This is a genomic window from Nostoc sp. (genome assembly GCF_036917555.1).
Classification (GTDB): domain Bacteria; phylum Cyanobacteriota; class Cyanobacteriia; order Cyanobacteriales; family Nostocaceae; genus Nostoc.
Window position 1 is genome coordinate 256,903 of record NZ_JBALDD010000077.1, and the last position, 17,792, is coordinate 274,694.

At 41.6% G+C, this 17,792-nt stretch carries 16 protein-coding genes and 1 pseudogene; 13 read left to right on the plus strand and 4 right to left on the minus strand.

Features of this window, described 5'->3' with window-relative positions; translation table 11 throughout:
• Positions 1 to 18 precede the first annotated feature (18 nt).
• The 4 genes and pseudogenes from pgsA (at position 19) to V7K60_RS30605 (ending at position 1,744) form a co-directional block, all read left to right on the plus strand.
• The gene (pgsA, locus tag V7K60_RS30585) at positions 19 to 537 is read left to right on the plus strand and encodes a CDP-diacylglycerol--glycerol-3-phosphate 3-phosphatidyltransferase (protein WP_334931315.1); all 519 of its coding nucleotides are present in this window, start codon (positions 19 to 21) and stop codon (positions 535 to 537) included.
• A 315-nt stretch (positions 538 to 852) separates the two neighbouring features.
• The gene (locus V7K60_RS30595; protein ID WP_334931317.1) at positions 853 to 1,077 is read left to right on the plus strand and encodes a type II toxin-antitoxin system HicB family antitoxin; all 225 of its coding nucleotides are present in this window, start codon (positions 853 to 855) and stop codon (positions 1,075 to 1,077) included.
• Positions 1,078 to 1,125: 48 nt separating this feature from the next.
• Positions 1,126 to 1,377: pseudogene (locus V7K60_RS30600) on the plus strand (hypothetical protein); the annotation flags it as partial.
• Positions 1,378 to 1,591: 214 nt separating this feature from the next.
• Positions 1,592 to 1,744, plus strand: coding sequence for a hypothetical protein (locus V7K60_RS30605; protein WP_334931319.1), 153 nt, complete (start codon positions 1,592 to 1,594; stop codon positions 1,742 to 1,744).
• A gap of 78 nt (positions 1,745 to 1,822) precedes the next feature.
• Here V7K60_RS30605 and V7K60_RS30610 read toward each other — a convergent pair whose 3' ends face one another.
• A complete protein-coding gene (locus tag V7K60_RS30610) occupies positions 1,823 to 2,707 on the minus strand; it encodes an SMP-30/gluconolactonase/LRE family protein (RefSeq protein ID WP_334931321.1) in 885 nt (294 codons plus the stop codon).
• 228 nt (positions 2,708 to 2,935) lie between these two features.
• On the opposite strand from V7K60_RS30610, the gene V7K60_RS30615 reads away from it, so the two are divergent.
• The gene (locus tag V7K60_RS30615) at positions 2,936 to 3,682 is read left to right on the plus strand and encodes a Uma2 family endonuclease (protein ID WP_334931323.1); all 747 of its coding nucleotides are present in this window, start codon (positions 2,936 to 2,938) and stop codon (positions 3,680 to 3,682) included.
• Between the two features lie 262 nt (positions 3,683 to 3,944).
• Here the strand turns inward: V7K60_RS30615 and V7K60_RS30620 are convergent, their stop codons facing one another.
• Complete coding sequence (locus V7K60_RS30620; RefSeq protein WP_334931325.1) at positions 3,945 to 4,883, minus strand: NAD-dependent epimerase/dehydratase family protein; 939 nt, start codon at positions 4,881 to 4,883, stop codon at positions 3,945 to 3,947.
• 293 nt (positions 4,884 to 5,176) lie between these two features.
• On the opposite strand from V7K60_RS30620, the gene V7K60_RS30625 reads away from it, so the two are divergent.
• The 8 genes from V7K60_RS30625 to V7K60_RS30660 all read left to right on the plus strand — a co-directional run bounded on the left by V7K60_RS30625 (position 5,177) and on the right by V7K60_RS30660 (position 12,466).
• On the plus strand, positions 5,177 to 6,319 hold the full coding sequence (locus V7K60_RS30625; RefSeq protein WP_334931379.1) for a glycosyltransferase: 1,143 nt from the start codon (positions 5,177 to 5,179) through the stop codon (positions 6,317 to 6,319).
• 111 nt (positions 6,320 to 6,430) lie between these two features.
• Positions 6,431 to 7,186 carry a sugar transferase gene (locus tag V7K60_RS30630; RefSeq protein WP_334931380.1) on the plus strand — a complete coding sequence of 252 codons (756 nt, stop codon included), beginning with the start codon at positions 6,431 to 6,433 and terminating at the stop codon, positions 7,184 to 7,186.
• Positions 7,187 to 7,671: 485 nt separating this feature from the next.
• On the plus strand, positions 7,672 to 8,751 hold the full coding sequence (gene gmd, locus V7K60_RS30635; RefSeq protein WP_334931327.1) for a GDP-mannose 4,6-dehydratase: 1,080 nt from the start codon (positions 7,672 to 7,674) through the stop codon (positions 8,749 to 8,751).
• Between the two features lie 23 nt (positions 8,752 to 8,774).
• Entirely contained in the window at positions 8,775 to 9,719 is a 945-nt protein-coding gene (locus V7K60_RS30640; protein ID WP_334931329.1) for a GDP-L-fucose synthase family protein, read from the plus strand.
• A 68-nt stretch (positions 9,720 to 9,787) separates the two neighbouring features.
• A complete protein-coding gene (locus tag V7K60_RS30645; RefSeq protein WP_334931331.1) occupies positions 9,788 to 10,363 on the plus strand; it encodes a 5-formyltetrahydrofolate cyclo-ligase in 576 nt (191 codons plus the stop codon).
• Positions 10,364 to 10,773: 410 nt separating this feature from the next.
• Complete coding sequence (locus V7K60_RS30650; protein WP_334931333.1) at positions 10,774 to 10,965, plus strand: hypothetical protein; 192 nt, start codon at positions 10,774 to 10,776, stop codon at positions 10,963 to 10,965.
• Positions 10,966 to 11,162: 197 nt separating this feature from the next.
• The gene (locus tag V7K60_RS30655) at positions 11,163 to 11,558 is read left to right on the plus strand and encodes an HNH endonuclease (RefSeq protein WP_334931381.1); all 396 of its coding nucleotides are present in this window, start codon (positions 11,163 to 11,165) and stop codon (positions 11,556 to 11,558) included.
• Positions 11,559 to 11,629: 71 nt separating this feature from the next.
• Entirely contained in the window at positions 11,630 to 12,466 is an 837-nt protein-coding gene (locus V7K60_RS30660) for a carbohydrate ABC transporter permease (RefSeq protein WP_334931335.1), read from the plus strand.
• A gap of 207 nt (positions 12,467 to 12,673) precedes the next feature.
• Here the strand turns inward: V7K60_RS30660 and V7K60_RS30665 are convergent, their stop codons facing one another.
• Positions 12,674 to 13,327: a sugar transferase gene (locus V7K60_RS30665; RefSeq protein WP_334931337.1), complete on the minus strand. Its 654-nt coding sequence runs from the start codon at positions 13,325 to 13,327 to the stop codon at positions 12,674 to 12,676.
• A gap of 346 nt (positions 13,328 to 13,673) precedes the next feature.
• The gene (locus tag V7K60_RS30670; RefSeq protein WP_334931339.1) at positions 13,674 to 17,738 is read right to left on the minus strand and encodes a hypothetical protein; all 4,065 of its coding nucleotides are present in this window, start codon (positions 17,736 to 17,738) and stop codon (positions 13,674 to 13,676) included.
• Positions 17,739 to 17,792: the final 54 nt, after the last annotated feature.

A 17,792-nucleotide genomic window follows, 5' to 3' on the forward strand; every position in this document is an offset into this window, starting at 1 on the left:
GTTAACTTTTAATTTTCCATGACTCTACCCAACTGGATTACCTTCTCTCGCCTTCTGGGTGTACCATTTCTGCTTTATGGCTTGTACAATCCCACAACACAAGCTAGATGGATATGTTTGGCGATTTTTATCGTTGCGGCATTAACTGATTGGTTGGATGGCTATTTGGCGCGGAAACTCAACCAAATTAGTGAGTTGGGTAAATTTCTTGACCCTTTAGTGGACAAATTTCTGGTACTTGCGCCGTTAATGGTTTTTATTGAACTAGGAAAAGTGCCAGCTTGGGGAGTGTTTTTGATTTTAGCGCGGGAATTAGCGATCGCTGGTTGGCGGGTGAATCAAACGACAATTACCGGGGCGAATATTTGGGGTAAACTCAAAACTGTTAGTCAAATAGTTGCGATCGCACTTCTAATTGCACCCCTAGCTGAAGTCTGGCAAACTCCCTCTCTAATTGCCTTTTGGATTTCTGTTGCTCTAACTTTAATTTCTGGAGGTATTTATCTTTTGCCACAAAAAGCTAGCACTGTTGATTAAAAACATCTACTGTATCATCCCTGTAGGTCTGAGATTTTCCTAGATAATCATGACAAAATATTTGTAGCTAGTCAGAAATTTCTAACAGTGCCCAAGAAGATTCGGGAACTAAAAGCAATGCTCCTAAAAGCTGGATTCACTTATAGAAGCGGCAAAGGCAGTCATACAATTATGGAGCCATCCTTTGCTACTTTACAGCCTCACTTTGTCTGGCAAAGACGGAGCAGATGCAGATCGTTACCAGGAAAAAGATGTTAAAAATGCGCTCATAGAAATAAGACAACTGGAGGAAGAAGAAGAAAAAGGACAATAGGAATGAAACCACAATATAGTATTGTAATTCAGTGGTCAATGGAAGATAAAAAGTACATTGTCAGCCTACCTGAGTTTGGCCCCTATGCACACACTCATGGAAATACATACGCCGATGCTCTTAATAATGGTGAGGAAGTACTAGAACTTTTGATTGAAGATTACCAAGCACAAGGAAAACCACTACCAGACCCTTTAACTGCCAACGTCTCCTTTCGGTTTGTTTAATCCTCACCCTAATTATTCGCAGTTACAACTAACTTTACTCTCACACCAGCGATCGCTGGTTGGCGGATGAATCAAACAACGATTACCGGGGCGAATATTTGGGGTAAACTCAAAACTGTTAGTCAAATAGTAGTGATGTCTACGGCGGGCTACGCCTACGCACTTCTGATTGCACCCCTACCTCAAGTCTGGCAAACTCCCTCTCTGATTGCTTTTTGGATTTTTGTTGCCTTGACTTTAATTTCTGGGGGTATTTATCTTTTGCCGCAAAAAGTTAGCACTAATGAAACGGCAATATAGTATTGTAACTAGGAAAAATACACCTTTAAGTTCAAAGAGAAATCAAATAACCTGCATTGTATCGATGTTTTTTTATTTGGAAGTCCTTTAGAACTCGGAAGTTGCACCTCTGAACTCGCAGGTTGAGCCTCTGAACTCGGAAGTTGCACCTCTGAACTCGCAGGTTGAGCCTCTGAACTCGGAAGTTGCACCTCTGAAGTCGGAAGTTGAGCCTTTGAAGTCGGAAGTTGAGCCTTTGAACTCGGAAGTTGCACCTTTGAAGTCGGAAGTTGAGCCTCTGAACTCGGAAGTTGCACCTTTGAACTCGGAAGTTGCACCTTTGAACTTGGAACTTCAAGATCAAAAGTTCAAAACTCAGAATTTTTAGAATTTGCAAACAAGTAAAGAGTCGAGTTGAACGAATGCAAAAGGCAATTTAGCGGCTCACCTTAACACAGCTACTACTTTATTTCTCAAAATTATAGCTAGGTAATCCAGTAACATCAGTTTGCAGAGCAAACAAATCACCTGAGTAGAAACTTTTGTCAATCTCGGCTTGGCTGAGTCCAACTGAAGCGGTGGTGATGTAGAGTGTTTGCAAATCTTCGCCACCAAAGGTACAACTCGTTACGAATGGAACAGGTAGCTTTATCCGCAATATCTCTTCACCCTTGGGATTGAAACGAATCACACACCATCCATCCCACGTAGCTGACCAAATATTTCCTTGACTATCTATCGTCAACCCATCTGGGGAGAAAGATTCATAAGTTAAATCAACAAAAATCCGGCGATTAGTAATGCTACCTGTTACTGAATCAAAGTCGTAAGCATATATCTTTTTGTGAGGAGAATCACTTAAGTAAAATGTTTTTTGATCGGGACTCCACCCCAGACCATTAGAAATAGTTAATCCCGTTTCCATCACATGCAATGAACCGTCACTATCATAGCGATAGAGGCTAGCCTGGGGTTTTTCTAAAGAACACATTGAGCCGATCCAAAAGCGACCTTGAGGGTCACATTTTCCATCATTCAGGCGGTTATCTGGCTGATTTCCTTCAATTTCCAAAATTGGAGTAACTTCACCTGTTTGGGTATTGAGGAATGCTAGGTGATGACGCAGCGCCATAATTAATCTATTTTTACCTGCTGTTGCGATCGCGCCTACCACATCTCCCACATCAAAAAATAAGTCTTTCCCCGTAGCAGGATTGAACTGATGTACCCGATGGTTATAAATATCGATCCAGTACAGTAGGTTTTGGCTAGAGTCCCAGATGGGGCCTTCACCCAAGCGGGCACGGGACTCTAGTACATTGTAGAGTGGATATTGCACAACCTGGCTCATTTTATCAACCAACAATAGTATTTACAGAAACTAGTTTCAGTAGCCTTCAGGCAATTCTAAAAAAGGTTTGCCTGACTAATAAAGAAAATTTTCATTCCTGTTCCAGTAAAAACGAAAAACGCGATAAATTGCGTCTTTCCCAGGTAGAATAAAATATTTTTCTTTTGATTTTTGCCCAACTCTTACCGCAATCCGTTAACTTAAAATTAGTCGGTCAGGATTCCCCTTATGTACCAAACAGACCCACCTCGTCCTGCAAAAGAAACCCTACCCACCATGTACGATCTTCCTAGTGAATACCCGGAGGACTCTGGTTTGCCTGACGAATTTCATATTTTGCAACCCCGACTTTTAGGCGATACCTTCTCCCCCCCCAAATATCCATTAGATCAGGTATTGGTTGGCACTGACTTAAATATTTATTATGACCTTCGCCATCCACTCTGGTATAAACGCCCAGATTGGTTTGCAGTGGTGGGAGTTTCCCGCCTTTATGAACAGCGAGATTTACGTTTAAGTTATGTAATTTGGCAAGAAGGGGTTGCGCCTTTTGTGATCGTAGAACTTTTGTCTCCAGGGACAGAAAAAGAAGATTTGGGACAAACTCTCAGAGAAGTTAACCAACCACCAACCAAATGGCAAGTTTATGAACGAATTTTGCGAATTCCTTATTACATCGTGTTTGACCGCTACACTGATAAGCTACAAGCATTTCAACTAGTTGCAGATAGTTACCACGAAATAGATGTAACTACTTCTAGAGTCTGGATGCCAGGAATACAATTAGGTTTGGGACTTTGGCAAGGCGCTTATGAAGGTATTGAACGCTTGTGGTTACGTTGGTACGATGAAAGGGGAAATTGGATTTCTACGCAGCTAGAACAGGAAAGGCGACGGGCTGATCAAGAAAAACAACGTGCTGATAAATTAGCGGCGAAGTTGCGACAATTGGGCATTAACCCTGATGAAGGGTAATAATGCGTAGGTACGTCAGCCTAGCTCTTGAGAATGCAGCAGTTGTATTATTTCCTGACGTACCCGACAAATTGGGTATTTTTAAAATTGCAAGTCCCTAAGGCTCAAATTCCCGGCTTCTTTAATAAGTCGGGAATGCAGTTGTTAATAATTACGAATTACGTTAGCGAGTCAGACGCTGCTACGTCGCTAACGGTTCTCAAGGAGACGCTGCGCGTAGCTTGCTTCCCCGTAGGGGTATGCTATCGAGCGTCATTACGAATTACGAATTATTTAAAATCTCCTCATCTACAGAGAAATCAACATTAGCTTTGTCTTTTGCATTAGGTAAATAGTCATTTTCCAGAGAGTCTTGTAATCCAGAAATCAAATCATATTCAGGATGCCAATTTAATTCTGTTTGCGCTTTATTCACTGAAGCAAAGAAATGCTGCACTCGCATTGGAAAAGCTTTGCGCTTGCCGAAATCAAACTTTTTCGGGTCGTAATGGACGATTTTCACAGCATCGGGGGATTTACCAGCCGCAATAGCACTAGCACGGGCTAAACCATCAAAAGTGACAAAGCGATCGCCAGAGATATTATAAATCTGTCCTATGGCCTGTTCATTATCCAAAACCTTAGTCAAAGCTTTTGCCAAGTCCAATACATGACCCAGTTGAGTGATATGCAAGCCATTTCCGGGGATAGGAATGGGGCGATCGCGCACAATTCTGTCAAAAAACCAGCCCTCTAACTCATTATAATTACGAGGCCCGTAAATATAAGTAGGACGAATAGAAGTGAACGGTAATCCCAATTGAGTCAGGTAAGCTTCTGTTTCATGTTTACCCTTATGGCGACTTTTGGGATCTACTGCATCGCCTTCTATGTGGGGTAGTTGGTCAGATTTTAGATAAACCCCCGCAGAACTCATATACACAAAATGTTGCACTCGGTCTTGAAAAATTTCTGCTAGTGGTTGAGTATCAGTAAGTTCCCGCCCGTTATTGTCAAAAATGACATCAAAGTTTTCTTGTGATAATTTTGCTTTTAATTGAGTAGCATCAGTGCGATCGCCTATAATTTGTCCTACTCCCTGTAAAGAAGATGCTGGCCGATTCCCACGATTGAACAGCACCACCTCGTGTCCTTGTTCCACTAGTAGTTGAGTTAAATAGACACCAATGAACCGAGTACCACCCATAATCAGAATTCGCATAAATTCACCCTTTTTATATCAGTTGTCATCAAGGGAGTAGGTATTGGGGACTGGAGATTAAGAAGACAAGGAGAATAACCCATCCCCAATACCCCATTCCCCATTCCCCATTCCCAATCTGAGGTTATCAGGTTGTAGCATCCATCTGGAACCTCTGAGGGAAAGATTCCGTCTTATGTGCTAATCTGGGGCGCTTCCCGTTAATTAATCACAAAGGGAAACTTTTCAGTCGGAGTCTAAGAAAACTATCTTCAATTTTGAATTTTGAATTTTGAATTTTGAATTGTTTAGCTGTGCCCTTGAAATATGCTCTAGTTCATGAGTGGCTGACACCCAAAGCCACAGGTGGTTCAGAACTCGTTGTCCGAGAAATTTTGAATCACATTGATGCTGATTTGTATGCTCTCATAGATTTTGAATCTAGCAATAGAGAAAGTTATTTATATAAGCGTCAAATTGGCAAGACGTTTCTCCAGAACTTTCCCTATGCCCGCAATGGTATACAAAAATACTTGCCTTTGTGGCCCTTGGCAATTGAACAACTTGATTTGCGGCATTATGATGTCATTCTGTCTTCATCCCATGCTGTTGCCAAAGGAATCCTTACCACTCCCGAACAGATGCATATTTGCTACTGTCACAGCCCTATGCGCTATGCCTGGGACTTGACCTTTGATTATCTGCGCCACAGCAAACTGGGTAGTGGTTTACCTGGATGGGTGACACGATATTTATTACATCGTTTGCGTCAGTGGGATGTATTGAGTGCCAATCGCGTTGATTACTTCATTGCCAACTCGCAGCATACAGCTCGGCGGATTTGGCGTTGCTATCGGCGAGAAGCAACAGTCATTTATCCACCAGTGAAGATTGCGGAATTTCCGTTTTTGTCTGAGAAAGAGGATTTTTACCTGACAGTTTCCCGGTTAGTGAGTTACAAGCAAATATCGTTGATTGTCAAGGCTTTTAATCAACTAAAACGACCATTAGTAGTCATTGGTACAGGAGATGAAATGAACAAGATTCGGGAGATGGCAAACTCAAATATCCAAATACTGGGATGGCAACCCGATAATGTGGTAAAAAAATATATGTCTAGGGCTAAGGCGTTTGTGTATGCAGCTTGTGAAGATTTTGGTATTGCCCTAGTGGAAGCACAAGCTTGCGGCACGCCAGTGATTGCTTATGGTGCAGGGGGTGCTCTAGAAACAGTGCGAGATATTAGCTCTTATGCGGATACAGGGACAGGTATATTTTTCAGGACGCAAACAGAGGCGGCTTTGGTGGAGGCAGTAGAAAAGTTTGAAATGTATGAGGGTTCGTTCAATTCCGAGTATATGCGATCGCACGCCGCGCAGTTCTCACCGCAAATCTTTGCAGATCGTTATCTAGATTTTGTAAACAAGTGCAACGAAAAAAGACCGTTTTTGCAATGATGGTCTTAGTTAACGTCTTATTTTTTTAGGCTTTTGGCAATTTCCCCCAGAAGCATCTCATTTTGGCTTTAATATTGGGACTATGTGTGGTGTGGATTATTAAGGAGTATGATGACTGCCCAGAGCTCACTCCTCTCCGGCAAGCGAGGCGTAAGGCAAGACACTAGATCGTCTACGCGTTTCTTAAAACGCGGTCAAAAAACAAAGACGCCAAAAGTTAAACCCAAAGGTTTATCTTTTCAGGGTTTAAACGGAGAGTTTGCCAAACGACTGTTCGATATAGTGTTTTCGCTGTCGGTATTAATTTTGTTCTTCCCCGTCTACTTAATTTTGACCTTGCTGATTGCCTTTAGCTCAGAAGGCCCAATTTTTTATGTCCAGGAACGGGTAGGGAAAAATTACAAAGCGTTTAATTGTATTAAATTCCGAACAATGGTAAGCAATGCAGATGAAATCCTCATGCAAATGATGGAAACATCGCCCGAATTGCGACAAGAATTTGAGAGCAGTTTTAAGCTGAAACAAGACCCCCGGATTACCAAAATTGGTCGATTTTTGCGAATTACTAGCTTAGACGAATTTCCCCAGTTCTGGAACGTTCTAAAAGGGGACATGAGTGTAGTCGGTCCCCGACCCTTGGTAGCAGAAGAACTGCCAAAATACGGTTGTCACATTGACGATATTTTAACAATCCGTCCAGGAATTACTGGGTTGTGGCAGGTATCTGGGCGTAATGACATTCCCTATCCTCGCAGAGTCCAAATAGATTTGCATTATGTCAAATTTAGGAATTTCTGGCTTGACTTATGGATCATCTTGAAAACTGTTGATGTAGTAATTCTACCCAAAAACAACGGCGCATACTGAGTAACTCCTTAGGGTGGATTCTGTGGGGCATTTGATGCCCCTAAGTACCAATTCTTCTCTTAAGACTAGAGAATTGCACTTTCTATAATTTATGCTTTTTTACTTAACTAAGACCTCTGTGAGTGTGAATCTTTGGCTCTTTTGCCTTGATTCGCATTTTTGCCAGAAATCTAATTTAAAATACCTATTTTATTAAGTCTTCACAAAACCAGAGATATATGAAGCTTTGATAAAAAAACAACATACATAAAAATACTCTTGATCTATCTGGTAAGTAAGGAACTACACATAATTAAACAATTTTGAGCTATCTAAGGTTAGACTTAGGGGTTAAATTACTTTTTATTAAGTATATTTATTTACGGAAAAAGTCTTATAACAACAAAAACTCGTAGGTTTCCCATTAGGCAATTCAGCAATTAGTTGCTAGGTTGTATCAGATTGGCTGTAACTTTTTAATCAAAGACAATAAGGGATAATTGAGTATGACGCAACAGAAGCGAGCGTTGATTACTGGTATTACTGGACAAGATGGTTCATATCTAAGTGAGTTTTTGTTGGAACAAGGTTATGAGGTTCATGGCATCATTCGCCGGACTTCTACCTTCAACACAGACCGCATCGATCACATTTACGAAGACCCCCACAAAGAGGGAGTGCGCTTGTTTCTTCACTACGGTGACTTGACAGATGGTACAACGTTGCGGCGTATTTTAGAAGAAGTAAAGCCAGTAGAGATTTACAACCTCGGCGCTCAATCCCATGTCAGAGTCAGCTTTGATTCACCAGAATACACGGTGGATGCAGTAGGAATGGGAACATTGCGTCTGTTGGAAGCAATTCGAGACTACCAACAGCGTACCGGAATTCAGGTGCGATTTTACCAGGCGGGTTCTTCAGAAATGTACGGTTTAGTACAAGCAATACCTCAAACTGAGACAACGCCCTTTTATCCCCGCAGTCCCTATGCCTGTGCGAAAGTTTACGCTCACTGGCAAACTGTAAATTATCGTGAATCTTATAATTTATTTGCTTGTAATGGCATACTTTTTAACCACGAGTCACCACGGCGGGGTGAAACCTTTGTAACCCGCAAAATTACTAGAGCCGTGGCTGGTATTGTTGCTGGTAAGCAGAAAAAGATTTACATGGGTAATCTAGATGCCAAGCGAGATTGGGGCTATGCGAAAGATTACGTCAAAGCAATGTGGTTGATGTTGCAGAAAGACCAGCCAGACGATTACGTAATTGCTACTGGTGAAACCCACTCGGTGCGCGAGTTTTTGGAACTGGCATTTAGTTATGTGAATCTTAATTGGCAAGATTATGTAGAGTTTGATGAGCGTTACCTGCGTCCATCTGAGGTAGAGTTGTTGATTGGTGATTCTACCAAAGCACGGCAGAACTTGGGCTGGACACCATCAGTAACCTTTGAAGAACTAGTTTCTTTAATGGTAGAAGCAGACTTACAAGCATTGGGTCACACTTCACCCAATGGAAATGGTTCACAATTTCCAAATGATATTGCCACTATTCGTCAAACACTGGGCGCTTTGCACTTCTGATTCGCATCACAGAGGATAAAAATATGACCGCCTTAATATTAAAAAATAAACGGATTCTCGTCACTGGTGGGTCGGGGTTTCTAGGTCGTCAGGTGATAGATCAACTGTGTAAAGCAGGAGCTGATCGTGAGAAAATTACAGTACCGCGATCGCACGATTCTGATTTGCGTGTTTGGGAAAATAGCCAACGTGCAGTTGACCAGCAAGATATTATCATACATCTAGCAGCTCATGTCGGTGGTATCGGTTTAAACCGCGAAAAACCCGCAGAGTTGTTCTACGATAACTTGATCATGGGAACCCAGCTAATTCACGCTGCCTATCAAGCTGGAGTAGAAAAATTTGTTTGTGTTGGCACAATCTGTGCCTATCCTAAATTCACTCCAGTGCCATTCAAAGAAGACGATCTTTGGAATGGCTACCCAGAGGAAACTAACGCCCCTTACGGAATTGCAAAAAAAGCGCTTTTAGTTCAATTGCAATCTTACCGTCAGCAGTACGGTTTTAATGGGGTTTACCTACTGCCAGTAAATTTATATGGCCCAGAAGATAACTTTGACCCCGGAAGTTCCCACGTCATTCCAGCATTAGTTCGCAAAGTTCACGAAGCCCAAATTAAAGCAGAAAAGCAACTTGCAGTTTGGGGTGATGGCAGTCCCACCCGTGAGTTTCTGTATTCAGAAGATGCAGCGCGGGGGATTGTGATGGGGACTCAATTGTATAACGAATCGGAACCAGTTAACTTGGGAACTGGTTATGAAATCTCCATCCTCGATTTAGTAACTCTAATCTGCGAATTGATGGAGTTTAAGGGTGAAATTGTGTGGCAAACTGATAAGCCTAATGGTCAACCCCGCCGCTGTTTAGATACTGAACGGGCAAAGCAAGCCTTTAATTTCACGGCTCAGGTGAGCTTTGAAGAAGGGCTAAAGAATACCATTGAGTGGTATCGTCAACACGCTGCATAACAATGTTCTGGTGAATGTAGAGTGATACAAGCTGGGCGATGCCCAGCTTATTTTTTTGACTATATTTTATGGACAAAGTTAATCATCAACTAAATAAAGTAGAACTGCGCCGCACTCTACTCAAAACACGTCAATCAATGTCCGTTGGAGAATGGAGAGAAAAAAGCGATCGCATTAGCTCTCATTTACAAAACTCTACTTTGTTTACCCAAGCAAAAACAATACTTGCTTATTTCAGCTTTCGCCAAGAACCTGACCTCAGTCCCCTATTTACAAATACCAAATACCGTTGGGGATTTCCTCGCTGCGTTGATAAATCCTTATGTTGGCATATTTGGACACCTGATGATTTTGTCCAAAGCGGCGTTTATGGCATTAATGAACCACACCCCGACACTCCAATCTTAGATGCTGCCGATGTAGATTTGATTCTCGTACCCAGTGTAGCTTGCGACTATCAAGGATATCGTTTGGGTTATGGCGGCGGATATTATGATCGCTTACTCAGTTTACCGCAGTGGCAGACAAAGCCGACTATCGGAATTGTCTTTGATTTTGCCTATTTGTCCCAAATACCTATTGAACCTTGGGATAAACCACTACAAGCTATTTGTACGGAAACCGGATTGACTCGAAAAGGTTGAAGCATTTTCTAAATTGGATACAAACTATGAATAAAGATAATGAACTAACTAAAAAGCTGAATAATATGTTGACTGAATCCGCAGATAAAGAATCTGTGATTAAGTTCTTGAGATTGAGTAGTTATTCAAAAGCCAAATCAATTGAAATTTTAAAAAGGCTTTTGGTATTTCTTCTTATGAAGCACAAGATATCATTCACAATAGTCAAACATGGAGTGATGTAAAAAAATGTAACGTAAAAATAATCAACGACTTCTTTGATATTCTAGAAGAATTATGGAATTCAAAAAGTAAAAATACTTAATTATATTAAGATGTAAATAAATTTAATAACAGAATTAGGTGAGTTGCTTTAACCAGATTTTTGATGATAGGTTAGAATAAAATTAACCAAATTTTCAAGTAAAGCCATGTCTGACTCAGTTCAGTATGTCACTAACGCACAGGTAAAAAAAGTTAGAGTCCTGTTAGATTTAGAAACTCACCAACAGCTAACTAACTTATCTGTAGATTCAGAATCTGTAGATTCAGAATTATTGATTGGTTTAAATTTAGATGAGTTGCAAGCTTTGGCAGAAAGTTCTTTATCTCCCAAAGCTTAGATACAGTTACAGGAATTATTAGTTAAAAATTCTGAGAATTATTTTTCAGATGATGAAACTGAAACCTTAGACAGATTATTGGCACAGGTTGACCAATTAAATATTCTTAAAACTAGAGCTAGATATACCTTAAATATTTTTCAAAATAAACAGTAACTAGCGTGAGTGTCTATATTCCTGTTTAATTAAAAAAGGAAATTCGTAATTATTTTGCTGATTGTTGTGCTTACTGTCGCACTGCTGAAGCTTTAACAGTCACTACTTTTGAATTTGAGCATATCATTCCCTTATCTGCTGGTGGGGAAACTGTATTTGAAAACCTTTGTTTGGCTTGTCCTTCTTGTAATCGTTATAAAGCAACTCGTCAAACAGCAATTGACCCTAATACTCAGGATGAGGTTAAATTATTTAATCCACAACAGCAACTGTGGGCAGACCATTTTGCTTGGAATGATGATACTACAGAAATTGTCGGAATTACATCTGTAGGAAGGTCAACAATTTTGGCTTTAAAAATGAATCGTCTGCAATTAATTCGTGTGCGGAAAATGTGGGTCAAAAGGGGTGAGCATCCACCTAATATTTTACCTTAATCCTAACCTCTTGTTGCTTGTGATGAGACATAATTTAATTTTAATAAAAGATAATTTATCTTATTAATCAAATGCTGGACTCCAAAAAATCACGATCGCAGATTCTGCTAATGTATGCACTGTTGGGAGCGATCGCACTGTTGATGCTCTTTCCTTTACTATGGCTAATTAGTACAGCCCTGAAATCGCCTACGGAAAATATTTTTCAGTCGCCGCCACAGTTGCTACCCAGTCAGCCAACACTAAATAACTTCTCTAGTGTGTGGAACTCTCTACCTTTTGGACAATACCTGTATAACAGTACTTTGGTTTCAGTGCTGACTGTGGGCTTAAATCTACTGTTTTGCGCCTTGGCTGCCTATCCTTTGGCAAGATTGTCATTTGTTGGGCGAGACTGGATTTTTGTAGCGATCGTCTCTACGATTATGATTCCCTTCCAAATCGTGATGATTCCCCTTTATATTTTGACAGTCCAGTTGGGTTTGACAAATAGTTATTTAGGGATGATTTTTCCGAGTTTAGCTTCTGCCTTTGGCATTTTTCTGTTGCGCCAAGCTTTTATGAGCGTCCCCAAAGAAATAGAAGAAGCCGCCCGGATGGATGGTAGCTCAGAGTTAGGATTATGGTGGCATATTATGTTACCGGCAGTTCGCCCAGCACTGGTAACTTTAGCTATTTTCGTATTCATTGGTGCTTGGAGTGACTTTTTGTGGCCTTTAATTGTCATCCAAAATGAAAATTTATACACTCTTCCTTTGGGAGTCGCAAAGCTAGCAGGAACATTTTCTCTTGACTGGCGGTTGGTCGCTGCTGGCTCAGTGATTGCGATCGCCCCAGTATTATTACTATTTTTGTTGTTACAACGTTATATTGTACCTACCGAAACAGGTAGCGGCGTCAAGGGATAAAGAAGAATTCAGAAGTCAGAATTTAGAAGTCAGAATAAGAAAGTGGTAGATGAAGGAGATGAGGGAGAAATCAATTAAAAATTCAAAATGACGCTCTCTACGAGACGCTAAAAGCGAACGCGGACTCGCTAACGCTGCGCTAACAAAATTCAAAATTAAAGAACTTCTGCCTCCTGCCTCCTCTTTACCAATGCCCCATTCTCAAATTCAATAAGCACCAGTCTTTTTAAATACCACCCAGATAGTTTTAATAATCAAACTCAGGTCATAAGTCACAGACCACTTGCGTTGATAATCTATATCCATTTTGACAATGGTTTCAAAGTCTGTAATGCTGGAACGCCCATTAGCTTGCCATTCTCCGGTAATTCCTGGTTTGACTCGCAATCTATCCCAGTGGTGTGGATCGTAATTACTGACTTCATCAGGAGTAGGTGGACGAGTACCAACTAAACTCATATCCCCTAACAAAACATTCCAAAATTGAGGGAATTCATCCAAGCTAGTACGCCGCAAAAATTTACCAACAGGAGTAATGCGAGGATCGTCAACGGATTTAAAGATATGACCTTTGGCTTGGTTCTCAACTAAATGCTTGAGTTGATCAGCATCAACAATCATGGAGCGGAATTTCCAGATGCGGAAAGTTTTTCCGTCTAAACCACAGCGAATTTGGGAATAAAATATTGGACTTGGCTCATGAAGAAAGGTAGCAATTGCTACGGGAATTGCTACCATAAATGTAATAATCAGCCCCACAATTGCTCCAACAATGTCAATTAATCGTTTTCTCACGCTTAAAGTTGACGGGTGTGAAGGCTGTTGCAAACAATTAACTGAATAAAGATAAAGATTATTCACAAGGGCTAACTTATGTCATAATAGGGGTTTTCACATCAGTAGTGTAGACATAAACATGATTTTTAGGCGATTTTCACTGCTGTTGTCGCTACTACTGAGTATTAATGTACACAAATCTTAGCAAAGATAAAAACCAAAAACCCAAAATTTACATAATCTTTCAATTCAAGAGTAGATTGTAAATTTACTGTGTTTTCTCCATCTAATAAAAAGATACTACTATCGTACATATCCAAAAAATTACTGTTCTGAAGTCATAGTAGTACTTTGCAAAATTCCAAATGCTTACATTATAAGCATTTGGAATTTTTAGTAGTATTCTTATTTCTAGCGTGATCTACTAGTCTCAAGGAGCAACCTCTAAGGCAAAATTCACTGTATATGGTTCCTCTAGTGATTGCTGATTACTAGCCTTAATTGCATCTAGATAGCGACGCAAAGATAACAGTTGTTGAGAATTGGGACGATAAGTGAGACTCCCTTGTTTTTCAAAAAGTGGTGCTGTGGCGATCGCCTGATAGTCAGGATTTTCTTGCGAACTCTGGGTAAGCCAGGTTGATTCTGTGACTGAAGGTATCAAACCGGAAGGCAGTTCACCTGACAAAAAAGCCAGCAGCCGTTGCTGACAAGTCTGAGTATTGATCCCACGACCCTCAAATAACTGGATAACTTCACCGAAAGATAAGGGACGGTCTGGTAGCAATCGCAACAATTCTGTAAACAAGAAATAATCAGTGTATTGTTGCCTGGGTATATCTAAAATCTGGGGATGCAGAGGCAGCATTGCCAAACCATAAGCAACCCGACTGCAATTGGGAGCGCCGTTTTCGCCGAGATATAAATCTTGAATAATCTTAGTGCTGGGAAGTTTTTGCCGTAACCAGCGGTTCACCGTCCCAATACAAGCCACTCCCCCAGTCAGGATAGCTTGATTAATGGCTTCTGTAGGGATGCCACGAGCTACCAATAACTTGTTAAGTTCTCGGTTTAGGCGGCGCACAAAGGGGATAAATACCTGGCTTTCTAAGTCTCGTCGCTGCAAAACCCACTGCTGATCGGCTAATTCCAGGGTAAAAGAGTCTTGGTGTTGCAAAATCAGCTTTAGGGCTAATGCCGCATCTAATACCGCCTGTCCTAGTAGAGAACTTTCTAGACGCTGCTGGAGACGGATTCGAGCAGTGATATCTGGTTCTCCGACTCTGGGTAGTTCTAATTCTTCCAACCCTAAAGTCTGCCAACGCATTTGGTCTAAACCGGGAATTGACGGTTGCCACTGCCAAGGATTACTCGTGGTAGTTTTGCGTAGGCGTAGCCCGCCGCAGGCATCACTTGGTGTTTCTAGGCGTGATTGCCGAGATTTCGGTGGCAATAGCAGCTGGCAGATAATATCTTGTTCAATACCCTTGCCAGCATAAGCAAAACTGTGGAGCATGAAATCACTGTATGTCAATTGCTGCAAGGTTTCTGGTAGATTTACCAGCAACATTTCTGTGGCAGTTGTCCCAATATTAATCACAAGGGTGTTGCCAACAATGGGATATTCGCTGGTTTTTAGCGGATGAGAACCTTGAGCATCACTTAATTTTACTTGCTCACCATTAGCAGCATCGAGTTCCGAAAGTAGACTAGCGATCGCTTCTTCGATAAAAAAGACTTGCTGCGGATGTTGGATGAGTTTGCTAGTGAGTAAAGCTTCCCGCACGTTAAAGCGGTATTGTTCCGACCAGCTAGATGGACAGGTACAAATTACACCAGCAATATTATTGATAATTTGGGGAAAATTTTGTTCGCTGATCCCAACAGCAGCAGCCATTAAACTAGGGGTGGTACTTGTTTTTTCGGATTTGAGGGTTAATAGTAATTTAGAGAGCGATCGCACAACCCAAATTAAAGGCCCTGCCAAAAATTCATTTAATTGCAAAACCGGTTCCCATTTCTGTCGTTCACTCTTGTAGGGAATGGCTACTTGTAGATAGGGCTTCAACTGGGCTGAGTAGAGATTGTTTTTCGTCGGATCTGCTGTCGATCTTGGTCTTGCAGGAGTGGTAGCCGAGCGATCGGGCACTTTATCTTGGGCAACAGCCGCAGGTGCTGTCTGCTCATGTGCTTCGATAGTTTCGTTTTCACCGTGGGGTACAGAAGCTATAGGCAGATAAACCTCTGTTGGTAAACGAAACGATTGCTGAAAGGAACTTATTCCCGGCGGATTTTCTGCTGACCAGTAGATAGGATGTACAACAAAAGTCGAGCGATTTAATAATGCGGCGGAAATTCCTGTTGTACCTAAATCAATTCCTAAATACCAAACTGATTCTAGAACATTGGGTGAAACTTCTGGATTATTTATGGAGTTGGCAATTGGCGGTAAAGAACCTTCTGGAACAGGAGTCGTGACTTCCTTTTTTTCAGTTTCTACCTGGGGAACTGCCAAACTTGAGAAAGCAGTAGTTGATGTATTCTCTGCTATTTGGAGATTTTCAGGGGAAGTTGTGTCTTGAATGTTATCAAGTGGTTCCGAGAAAACATCCAAGTTGGTAGCTGGCTGCAACTCAGAATTTAGCTGCCGATCAAAATTAGCCAAATCCCGATCTAATTGCTGCAACTGTTCTTCATCTAAAGAAATATCTGGTACGGCTGGAGACTGGTTTGACTCAATAGAAAGTAAGTTTTCCTGGGGTGAAGCAGCAATGTAGTTATCTGAAGACAGTTCGGAGCGATCGTTGTTAATTAATACTTCCGATGTGGCGATACTTTCAGTAGGCTCTGCCAACGCAATTTCTGATACTTCTGGAGTAACTGGTGCTGTGGTTGTAGCATTATCCCCAGAAGAAGAGACTTCCAGCAATTGCAGTTCAGTATCTGTATCAGGCAATAGGTCAGTTGCTGTAGCTGTGGCATTATCCCCAAAAGATGAGACTTCCAGCAATTGCAGTTCGCTATCGGCATCAGGCAATAAGTCAGTTAGGGTATTAATTGTATCAACACTAGCTGGCTGAGTGCTGATTTGTGGTAAACTGTCTAATTGTGGAGTAAAAAAGCTAAGAGGTGAGTCTAGGTCAGTATCCTCTGCAAAAAATAGTTTTTCCTGTGGCTCTGAATCTGTGATTTCTCTTAAAGTCTCTTGGGCTGAAAGACCCGTATCTGGTGTTACAACCGCAGAATCCACGGTTGCAGAGACAGGCAGGGACTGTGCGATGTTCAACGGTGATGGAGAGGCTATGGAAGCAGATAAGTCATTTGTGGGAACATCGAGGCTGGGATTATTAACATCACCAGCATCAAACAAACTGGCGTAAAGTTGGTCTACTTCATCACCAATTGCCGCAGAAACATCTTGCGGTAATTCGGTCGGGGTTTGAGAATATTCAGATGAGTCTACACCAAGCTGCAACAGCACTGCATCTAGATCCTCTGTGAGGGTAGTCTCCTGTTGCTCAATTGTGAGTGGAGATGAAGTTTCTGGCTGTATAAGCTCCAAGGATTGGGGCGCGACTCCAGCAGCAATCTCGGCTGGTTCAGTCAATGATGGTAGTGTCTCAGATTCTCCTCCCAGCAAAGATGACTGCGAACTAGGGGATTCTTGTTGCAAATGCTGGGTCAAATTGTAGACAAAGCTGGCCATCAGCTGTTCGCCTTGCATCCCCTTGCTATGCATTCTTGCCAGTGCTTGCGACAGGGATTCGTAATAAGTATTAATATTGCGCTGTAGTGCTTCAAAGACTACATTCACCGTCCCATCTAGTGATAATAGACGTTGATCCAACTCCCTAGCTAGCTGGGTTAAGCGCTCTACACCGTCAGGGGATTCTAACAAAGATTGAGTTGCAGAGGTTGCGTAATTAATTCCTCCTGAAGAACTGGCGGAATTTTCCCCAGTCTGTCCGAGCAGTGGCGTTAAAGTTGGCACAAGGCGACTCATGAGTACCTGTAAAAACTCGGTAATCATTTGCTCCTGGTTTGTCAACTGCTGCGCTAAGGAGTAGTTTTGCAAACGCTTTTGTTCTAGTTGCCGAATTTCTTGTATGAGAGTGGCTCGCTCTTGCAAGAGCAATTCTAATTCCGATCGCAACGGCTGAATCAATCTCGAAAATTCATTTTTTAACTGTCCTGCGCCAACAGCACTCTCTTCCTGACTGGGTTTGAGCTGCGGTAGTGGATACTGGTTATAATCGCGATCAATAAATTTTGTTAACAAAGGCGATGGCGGTTCTTCAGAAGACTGATTTGGGATGCCGCTCTCTAATGCTTCTTTTTCTTGTAACCTTACCAAGAAGTCGCGAATTCGCTCTAAAACTTCTTTAGGCTCTTGCGCCTGACCAGACAGAAATCTAGACAGGCGCTTGCCACCGCTGGCAAGTAAGTTGTCAATGTCTGCGATCAGCTTTTGAATTTCATCTGTACTAAAAATCACTTTTATCACCTTACTTAGAAATGTATGTCAACTAATGTGACAATTACTTTACAA

What these genes read in the sequence shown, in the direction of transcription:
- pgsA (WP_334931315.1), top strand. Translation starts at nt 19, where the DNA reads ATGACTCTACCCAACTGGATTACCTTCTCTCGCCTTCTGGGTGTACCA.
- V7K60_RS30630 (WP_334931380.1), top strand. Translation starts at nt 6,431, where the DNA reads ATGACTGCCCAGAGCTCACTCCTCTCCGGCAAGCGAGGCGTAAGGCAA.
- V7K60_RS30595 (WP_334931317.1), top strand. Translation starts at nt 853, where the DNA reads ATGAAACCACAATATAGTATTGTAATTCAGTGGTCAATGGAAGATAAA.
- V7K60_RS30610 (WP_334931321.1), bottom strand. Translation starts at nt 2,707, where the DNA reads ATGAGCCAGGTTGTGCAATATCCACTCTACAATGTACTAGAGTCCCGT.
- V7K60_RS30620 (WP_334931325.1), bottom strand. Translation starts at nt 4,883, where the DNA reads ATGCGAATTCTGATTATGGGTGGTACTCGGTTCATTGGTGTCTATTTA.
- V7K60_RS30640 (WP_334931329.1), top strand. Translation starts at nt 8,775, where the DNA reads ATGACCGCCTTAATATTAAAAAATAAACGGATTCTCGTCACTGGTGGG.
- V7K60_RS30660 (WP_334931335.1), top strand. Translation starts at nt 11,630, where the DNA reads ATGCTGGACTCCAAAAAATCACGATCGCAGATTCTGCTAATGTATGCA.
- V7K60_RS30650 (WP_334931333.1), top strand. Translation starts at nt 10,774, where the DNA reads ATGTCTGACTCAGTTCAGTATGTCACTAACGCACAGGTAAAAAAAGTT.
- V7K60_RS30615 (WP_334931323.1), top strand. Translation starts at nt 2,936, where the DNA reads ATGTACCAAACAGACCCACCTCGTCCTGCAAAAGAAACCCTACCCACC.
- V7K60_RS30645 (WP_334931331.1), top strand. Translation starts at nt 9,788, where the DNA reads ATGGACAAAGTTAATCATCAACTAAATAAAGTAGAACTGCGCCGCACT.
- gmd (WP_334931327.1), top strand. Translation starts at nt 7,672, where the DNA reads ATGACGCAACAGAAGCGAGCGTTGATTACTGGTATTACTGGACAAGAT.